We start from the raw sequence: 6,075 nt of genomic DNA, 5'->3' as shown, positions 1-6,075 counted from the left end.
GCTGCTCTCACAATCACTCATGCAGGACTAAACACAGTTCTAGAGTCACTCACTTATGGAGTGCCAATGGTCGCAATTCCAATTTCACATGATCAGCCTGGAGTTGCTGCTCGGATTGTTTGGGCGGGGGTGGGAGAGTTACTACCTATTACTCGCTTAACTGCTGCTAGCTTGCAATCAGTAATTCACAAAGTGTTGACCCAGGATTCCTATAAGGTTCAGGCATTGCGTTTACAATCTGCGATTCAGAACTCTGGTAAAGTACAACAAGCTGCCAACGTTATTGAAACAGTGATTGAAACAAGACAGCCAGTTGTCAGAAACACAGACTAATAACCACGCTGCACCTGGCACGTCCTAATATAGTTAGCTGAGTTGCAAAGTGTACGTTTTCACGACAGATGGCGCGGCTTTCAAATTCGTGGCGTACCTCTCCTATGTTCTTTTCCGTCAGGGCTTACGGCAACGTGATGCGATTACTCCACAAAAGAAACAGCTTTGCATCACGCTCCGTCCATTTCCTCCATAAGCATCCGCTGTTACAACGAATATGAAAACCTGCATCAGGTAACTTCGGATACAACTTTCTGTACGACTGCAAGCTCTAAACGCTTCACTCCTTCCAATAAAAAAGCAGTTGCAGCCCGATCGCTCTGGACCCCCACATTCATCAGGGGTGTCGATGAAATCGTCAGGGTGAGGCAATCGCCTAAGGTCGTGACTCCAACAACCCGCTCGGTCACATTTGGCATAACGACAGGTGCATGAAGTGCTTCAATCCGAATGTTGCCGTATTGTTGGACCAAATCGATGCGACCGAGATTTGTAACAGTCAGTTGACAGGAATATTGCGATCGCCCTGCTTCAGCCAAGGCAGTGGCATTGGTAAGATTTGCCATTGTGGGTTGTCGAAGTTGACTCTCCTCAACTAACTGCTGGGCAATGTCAATGTGAGAGAGTTGAGATTTCACCGATCGCGCCACATCCCAAAATGCGGGATCCGGCTGCATGGAGTGACTCGTCATACACAAGCAAAAATAAAGTCCAACTCCATCTGGCATCGGCAAGGATAGCTGCAATCGCACATTGACCGGGTGTAAACATCGCATCGCTGCTAACGTCTTGCTGAGTAAGCGTGAGCAAGAACGCCGCGCTGATTGCACCGTGTACGGTTGTTCGTTCGGCTCGGCTGCGTTGGATCAATTGCTGGGTCAGTTCGGGAGAGAGGACAACACTGCGAATGTGGGGTTGGGGACGATGTGATACCAGTTTAAACAGTAGTCAGGGCAGATAAGGCATCGAGGATGAAGGGGTAACTTGTAATCGAAGCAGATGATTGCCAATGGCTTTGGCAATCACACTGATACTCGGTGCATTCTCCTGTTTAAGCCAGTAGAGGACTTGCAGGCGTTCCTTCGCCGTTGAGGTTTCGGCTTGTCGCAACTGTTCGCTCAGATCATCCAAAGTTTCCTTCACCTCAATCGAGGTCACACCAGCCGTTGGTAAAGTGCGCTAAATGACAAGGCTTAGTTTAGTGCATCTGCCCTATATGCAATTTAAATTGGTATGACAGGGGTGGTACATAGTCCTTGGGCTTAAGAGTCGCTTCTGGAGACGGTGCGATGCCAGGAAGCGCTGATTCTAGCGATTCTGCCGCAGAAAGTTCCGATCGCTCAAATGTTTTGCCTCCTAACCCTTGGAGGATATCTCGCATCAGATGAATACCCGATAGCCCATCTGCGATCGCATGATGGCAAATAATCATCAGTTCGGATTCGGCCCCCGACTGCAGCAGCACAACTCGCAGTAAGGGTGCAACCTGCCAATCTAATGAGCGAGCCAGTTCGACTTCGAGTTCTGTTTGCCACTGCCGCTCGTCCGTTCTCGCGACCAGCCGCAGCGGAATTTCATCGTCGGTTTCGACAAACTTAGGCTGTCCGGTTCCTTCAAAGTTGCGCTCTGCGCTAATCGTGTCAGTGGCAATGCGGGCTCGAAGTAGTGGATGGCGTTGCTGAACTTGCCTGAGCACTGTCGAAAGTCGATCGACACTAAGCTGCCCCTGAAGTCTTGCAACGGTGGCAAAATCCATTGGACAAAACTGGTTGTAGAGCCAGAATGAATGTTCAAATGCGCCTAAATACCGTTCCATCAGGAACTCCTTGTGAATTCATGTCAACAGTCAGAAATTAACTCGCTGTATATTCACCATTGATCGCCAAAGATCGACCTGTGATAGTATTCCGGAAAGTTTTGTAGACGATTCTACAAGGCTTCATAAGCCAAAGAACGCCAGCAATTGAGGATCGCGTGAAGATAATCGTGCCCGTAAAGATCGATTTTTCCAGGTAGGGCGATCGCGCTATTGAGGTGTTCAACCAGCCAAATAATAAACGGCGTATCAGCTTGACTATCAATCTGCTGCTGCTACACGGCAGCATAAAGGGTGCGTATTGTTTTTAGCTCTACTTTCGATGATTAAAGCGAGGACTCACGTCGCAGTACTGCTAAATCTTCAGCATCGAGTTCGTCCAGAACACCGCTACGAATTAGTTCTACAAAACCCTCGTTTGGCACCATAATTGTAAGCGTGTAAAGTCGCTTTGACCCACTATTACGGATCTCATGAGTTCCGGTTGGTGGCACAAGCAAACTATCGCCAGAGCAAATTGCAACTTCTTTGCCATCACAAATTGCAATACCTTCCCCTTCTAGTACAAAAAACATCTCGACTGCAAATTGATGCCGATTTGGTGGCGTTTTTCCACTAACATCAAAAATTTCGATGCAAGATGTGAGCAACCGCTTAGCAACTGCCGGATCAAAAATGATCGCTAAGCGATTCGTGGCATCTGGGTCGATACGATAAACCTGATATTCCTGCAGCGATCGAACTACTGGAATTACATGAGCTTCGTTCATTGAAGTTTCCACAATGCTAGTTTCGCAATTTACAGCTCAAAACCTATAAGCTCTGGCGTTATCAGTTGCTGAGCTTTTGCTCTCAAACATATCAAGAAAGTAGTGAAGAGAGTTCGGAGCTTGTTCGGACGAAGAAATCAAGGTTCCAGCTAAAGAGATTCAGGCACTTCCAATTCAAACTACACCAAAAGCTGGGAAGAGCTTAAATCTTTTGCTCATTCATAGAATGTGAGGTTACAAAACGCTGGGCCAGGCGATCGTGAACAATACGAGGAGGTTGCTTGACCAAAACAATAGCAGTAGCCACAATACACTACTGACTAATCGGTACTGCGATCGCTCTTGAGTTATTCTAATCAGTTGCAAACCCTGCCAAAGTTGCCACACTCGAAATGCAGTATAGAGTGTACCAATAACCACAACTAAACTCGATAACCAAACCTCACTGACGATTTGCTCAGTGGCTATTTGAATCACAATAAGCAGCAAATAGAAACCGAATATCTTTCGTATTTCAGGACGTTTAAACCAAGCAATGAATGCAATAATGGGCAGCACCAGTCCGATTGCGATCGCAAGCTGTATCCATACTTGGATAAACTTCAGTCCAGCCTCACTGTGTTCAATTGTTTGGCGAATTGGCAGCAATCCATTTGAAATCAACCAACCGACAAACATCATGATCAATGTTGCCAGCACCACAAATGCCAATGACGTTCTCCAGGTCATTAATGATTTGTTAACAGCGTTTGAGTTTCGCATGACTAAATTACAATTTGCCAAAGTCTGATCAACTGTTTCTTCGATGATTAAGTTAGTTGAGTCAATCCTCTCTCTAAACTTCAGATTTATTTGAAGAGATTGTACTCCAGTCTCGATTAAGGGGCTTCGCTTGCGCATTCACACTTTGAGCATGATCAGTAATGAAACGACGAGGTGACTATCTTGACTGTTCGGCGCGCTAAGAAGATAAAAACGCTTTGATTTCGGGCGATCGCAACACAACCCAGCCATCAATCAGTTGGATTGTAAATGGAATTAGCAGCCAATTAAAACGATTGACTGAGAAGCAAATGGCATTCAAGACGATTAGAAGACCGGGCAATTGGCAACTGCTTGCTATAAACCGCACCCTTTAGCACGTAAGCATTCTCAGACGTTTTAAGCAGGGATTCCACATTGTCCCAATGTAGTTGACCGGACTACTCAGCAGATATTGGCAGTAGTTGAGTTTGGTGAAGCTCATTTCTTCAGTCTAAATTGCTGCTGCGTAAGTCCTGTTCAGGGTCAATTGTGGCTGCAACGGGCAGTTTTGACGCAGCTATCCTGAGTCCCGTGGCAGGGGTATGGTTGGCATCAGTTGTGATATTTGTGCTGGCGCGGATGATTCGATATTGACCAACGCGATACAACTCAATGGAATATGGAAGGAGGATAGCTGTAAAGCCATGCTTGAAAGTCATCCTGACTCATCTGGGAGGGGTTCATCATTTTAACGAAAGTAGTTTCACTATCCGGTCGATAGGAGTCATGACCCCGGACGGCACTGCGATTGTAGATGACTTCTGTACGAGGAACGCGACTGTTTTCATAGGCATTAAGCGCCGTTTCGATATCTGGTGCAGTAGAAAGATACTCCGCCAGTTCGTAGGCGTCCTCAAACGCCATATTCGCGCCTTGTCCGAGCGAGGGTACAACCGGATGAGCCGCATCTCCTAAGAGTGTGACTCTGCCTTTGCTCCAGCGTGGTAGGGGCGGTCGATCCCAAATGGGGCGCTCCACAATGTCCTCCTCAGGCGTTGCTTCGATGATTGCTTCTACAGGCTCTGTCCACCCTGCAAAAAACTCCAGAACCCGTACCTTAGCATCGCTTGCCCGTTGACAAACAGAATCGTCTGCCAATAGCACACCTGCACTCCAAAAGGTGTAACCCTCACCGATATCAATCAGCACGATATTTTTTCCATCCGATGCTGTCACTAAGATAGCGACGTTAGGAGACAATTGCTCGTGAGGATATTGGATGACAGCACGCCAAGACATTCGCCCTGCATAAGTCGGAGTTCCATCCCCAATAATCTCCTGCCTGACAACAGAATTGATTCCATCTGCCCCAATCAGTAAATCTGCCTGGACTGTTTTTCCATTTGCAAAATGAACTTCAACCTTGTTGTCCTGTTGCTCAAAGCCAACACAACGATGTTGGAGATGAATGATTTCGGGTGGTAGTGTTGATGCAAGAATAGCTTGCAGCTTTGACCACTGAATATTTAACATCGGTTGCCCATATTGCTGCATGGTTGTCATCGGTTCGGACGCAATCACCTCTCCAGTGCTACGTTTCAACGTAAGCGTCTGCATTGGGCTGCCTGCACTCATTAATGACTCAACTATTGCTGGTTGAATCGCATTGAGGCTATTCAAACCATTTGGGGTCAAGCTCAAACCTGCACCAATCGGTCGCAAAGCTTGTGCTTGTTCGTAGACTTGCACCTTGAATCCCTTCTTGAACAGCGCATTTGCAGTTGTCAAACCGCCAATTCCGCCGCCAATAATTGCAATATTCATTGGTCTACCTCTGCCAATATTTATCAAAGTCTGCTTAAACCCTGTCCGATTGGTTGTGTCACAAACAACGACTGCGAGATCCCCAACCCCAGAGTGCAATGTTCATAAGTATAGGAATGAATTAGTTGGACAGGGTTCAGAATTTGTTCGGACGAAGGGCCTGAAATTGTTCGCAAAGGTTGGTTTGATTGTTGCACTCCGTTTCTCCCGCAACAAACGAGGAGTCAATTCCTCACCGCGTAGATAGAGGTTGATGCGGTCATGGCTAACTCCCTCAAGATGGTCAGCTAAATTCGTTACCGTGTAGTTGATGGGACTGCTCAGCAGATACTGGCAGTACTCTAGTTTGATAAAGCTCATTGCTTCAGTTTAGAGTCGCTCTTGCGTAAGTCCTGTTTGAAAAAAGATTTAATGCGATCGCATCAGGGTTTGAGCCTCAAAGTCGGCCCAGATTTTGTCCGAAGTATTGTTGTATCCCTCTTTCATCACTCTAGGCGGAGGAAAATCGATGAGGCACAGGATGAGGAAGCCATCCTGAGAACTGGTTAATGCACTGGATTAATCTCACAAAGCCAGAGTGTAAACCAG

10 protein-coding genes and 1 pseudogene are annotated in these 6,075 nt (G+C 46.7%); 1 reads left to right on the top strand and 10 read right to left on the bottom strand.

The window, feature by feature from the left end:
* On the top strand, nucleotides 1–333 hold a 333-nt coding region (locus H6G00_RS19285; RefSeq protein ID WP_277881915.1), incomplete at its 5' end, for a glycosyltransferase.
* A 230-nt stretch (nucleotides 334–563) separates the two neighbouring features.
* Here H6G00_RS19285 and H6G00_RS19280 read toward each other — a convergent pair.
* From H6G00_RS19280 to H6G00_RS19235, 10 genes and pseudogenes are all read right to left on the bottom strand, one after another.
* Nucleotides 564–1,010 carry a hypothetical protein gene (locus H6G00_RS19280; protein ID WP_190797979.1) on the bottom strand — a complete coding sequence of 149 codons (447 nt, stop codon included), beginning with the start codon at nucleotides 1,008–1,010 and terminating at the stop codon, nucleotides 564–566.
* On the bottom strand, nucleotides 946–1,242 hold the full coding sequence (locus tag H6G00_RS19275; protein ID WP_347278204.1) for a hypothetical protein: 297 nt from the start codon (nucleotides 1,240–1,242) through the stop codon (nucleotides 946–948). Before H6G00_RS19275 ends, H6G00_RS19280 begins: the two co-directional genes overlap by 65 nt.
* Before the next feature lie 39 nt (nucleotides 1,243–1,281).
* Complete coding sequence (locus tag H6G00_RS19270) at nucleotides 1,282–1,491, bottom strand: hypothetical protein (RefSeq protein ID WP_190797977.1); 210 nt, start codon at nucleotides 1,489–1,491, stop codon at nucleotides 1,282–1,284.
* 40 nt (nucleotides 1,492–1,531) lie between these two features.
* Entirely contained in the window at nucleotides 1,532–2,149 is a 618-nt protein-coding gene (locus tag H6G00_RS19265; protein ID WP_190797976.1) for a condensation domain-containing protein, read from the bottom strand.
* 326 nt (nucleotides 2,150–2,475) lie between these two features.
* Nucleotides 2,476–2,919, bottom strand: coding sequence for a cupin domain-containing protein (locus tag H6G00_RS19260; RefSeq protein ID WP_190797975.1), 444 nt, complete (start codon nucleotides 2,917–2,919; stop codon nucleotides 2,476–2,478).
* 234 nt (nucleotides 2,920–3,153) lie between these two features.
* On the bottom strand, nucleotides 3,154–3,648 hold the full coding sequence (locus H6G00_RS19255; RefSeq protein WP_190797974.1) for a hypothetical protein: 495 nt from the start codon (nucleotides 3,646–3,648) through the stop codon (nucleotides 3,154–3,156).
* Nucleotides 3,649–3,880: 232 nt separating this feature from the next.
* On the bottom strand, nucleotides 3,881–4,024 hold the full coding sequence (locus H6G00_RS19250; RefSeq protein WP_190797973.1) for a hypothetical protein: 144 nt from the start codon (nucleotides 4,022–4,024) through the stop codon (nucleotides 3,881–3,883).
* A gap of 145 nt (nucleotides 4,025–4,169) precedes the next feature.
* Entirely contained in the window at nucleotides 4,170–4,382 is a 213-nt protein-coding gene (locus H6G00_RS19245; protein ID WP_190797972.1) for a hypothetical protein, read from the bottom strand.
* A complete protein-coding gene (locus tag H6G00_RS19240) occupies nucleotides 4,333–5,487 on the bottom strand; it encodes an FAD-dependent monooxygenase (RefSeq protein ID WP_190797971.1) in 1,155 nt (384 codons plus the stop codon). Before H6G00_RS19240 ends, H6G00_RS19245 begins: the two co-directional genes overlap by 50 nt.
* A 240-nt stretch (nucleotides 5,488–5,727) precedes the next feature.
* A pseudogene (locus H6G00_RS19235) lies at nucleotides 5,728–5,847 on the bottom strand (transposase); the annotation flags it as partial.
* Between the last annotated feature and the right edge of the window lie 228 nt (nucleotides 5,848–6,075).

The organism is Leptolyngbya sp. FACHB-541 (genome assembly GCF_014695875.1).
GTDB lineage: Bacteria > Cyanobacteriota > Cyanobacteriia > Elainellales > Elainellaceae > JAAUTN01.
The sequence above is the reverse complement of the archived record's forward strand: the minus strand, read 5'-3'. Positions and strand labels throughout refer to the sequence as shown.